We start from the raw sequence: 1,535 nt of genomic DNA on the forward strand, positions 1-1,535 counted from the left end.
CAGGCTCCCGAAGCGCCGGCCCACCGCGAAGAAGGCCTCCGCCTCGCCGCCGTCGGACTGGAAGCCCACCTGCTTGTAGCGCAGGCCCGCCGAGGCGTTCACCCCATGCTCGCTCTGGCGCAGGAACTGGTACTTGGCCTGGCCGCTCGGGGTGAACCCGTGCGTGGTGTTGCGCAGCTCCGCGCCCGCGCGCAGCGACAGGCCCCGGGTCAGCACCACCTCCACCTGCTGGGACACACCGTAGCCCTGCGCCGAATCACTCGAGGTGGCCTGCCCTCGCGTCTCCGCGCGGATCTCCGTGGGCGGAGTGGCCGCGCTCTCCGAGAGCGAGAAGAAGCGGTCCATGCTGTTCAGCCGCTCCTCGAAGGAAGGGGCCTCCGCGAAGGCTCCGGGCGCTGCCAGCAGGCCCATCGCCACGAACAGGGAAGTGATTTTCATGAAATGGTACTATGCCGATTTTGTTGAAATTTCCCATTTTCTTTTACTATAAGGTAATTCATACTGAACCGGAATTGCAGTCCCCCGCGGTGAGGGCGCCGCGCCCTCAGGAGTCACGGATGCGTATCCCCCGAAGCTGGAAGAAGTTGATGGCCGCAACGTTCGTGCTGGCCATGGCCCCTGGTCTTGCGTTCGCCGAGCGGGATCTCGACCGCGACCGCGGTGAGAGCGGTGTGGACAGCGACGACGCCACCGCCCGTCGAGAGGCGATGGACGCCTTCTACAACGACACCTACGGCAAGACGTCCAAAGCGAAGGCCAAGCGCGGTGGCCCCTGGTCCCCCACGTTCCAGAAGTTCATGAACCAGGCGGCGGCCCAGGAGCGCGCCAAGTACGGCTACATGCTGCCGGGCATCTCCACGACGATCACCGCGTCCAGCAACCCCGCGGCCACCATCGCGGCCACGGGCACCACCTGGGTGAACATCGGCCCCACCAAGGCGGACTACATCCAGAACGGCAGCACCACGCTGAACAAGACGGACACGGGCCGCGCCAACACCATCATCGTCGACCCGAACAACGCCAATACCATCTACGTGGCCTTCTCGGGCGGCGGCGTGTGGAAGTCGCTCGACGGCGGCACCACGTGGACGCCGAAGACCGAGACGCTGGGCAGCCTGTCCGTGGGCTCGCTGGCGATGGACCCCAACAACAGCAGCGTGCTGTACCTGGGCCTGGGAGATCCGTTCGACGGCACGGGCATTGGCCTGGTGAAGTCCATGGACGGCGGCGACACCTGGTTCAACCCGGTGTACCTGGGTGACTCCACCTCCATCACCGACATCGCCGTGGCGCGCGACAACAGCAACATCGTCCTGGCCACCACGAACAAGGGCCTGTTCCGCTCGGTGGACGCGGGCGCCACCTGGTCCGCCATCAGCCTGGCCACCGGCTACACCGAGGCCCCCTCGGCGTGGTCCATCGCCTGGACGGGCGGCACCAGCTACGTCGCCTCCCTGGAGGCCGAGCCCTCCTTCACCAGCGGCAACACCGAGGGGCAGATCTGGCGGACGGCGGACGACGGGGCCACCTGG

General features: G+C 66.8%; 2 protein-coding genes. One reads left to right on the forward strand and one right to left on the reverse strand.

Going from position 1 to position 1,535, the window contains the following annotated elements:
* The coding region (locus ACJ8AT_RS03845; protein ID WP_407736172.1) for a hypothetical protein at window positions 1-438 on the reverse strand (438 nt) is incomplete at its 3' end.
* 119 nt (window positions 439-557) lie between these two features.
* Here ACJ8AT_RS03845 and ACJ8AT_RS03850 point away from each other — a divergent pair.
* Window positions 558-1,535: WD40/YVTN/BNR-like repeat-containing protein (locus tag ACJ8AT_RS03850; RefSeq protein WP_407736173.1), on the forward strand; the 978-nt coding region annotated here is incomplete at its 3' end.

The sequence above is a fragment of the Hyalangium sp. genome (genome assembly GCF_045802625.1).
In the GTDB taxonomy this organism is placed as follows: Bacteria; Myxococcota; Myxococcia; order Myxococcales; family Myxococcaceae; genus Hyalangium.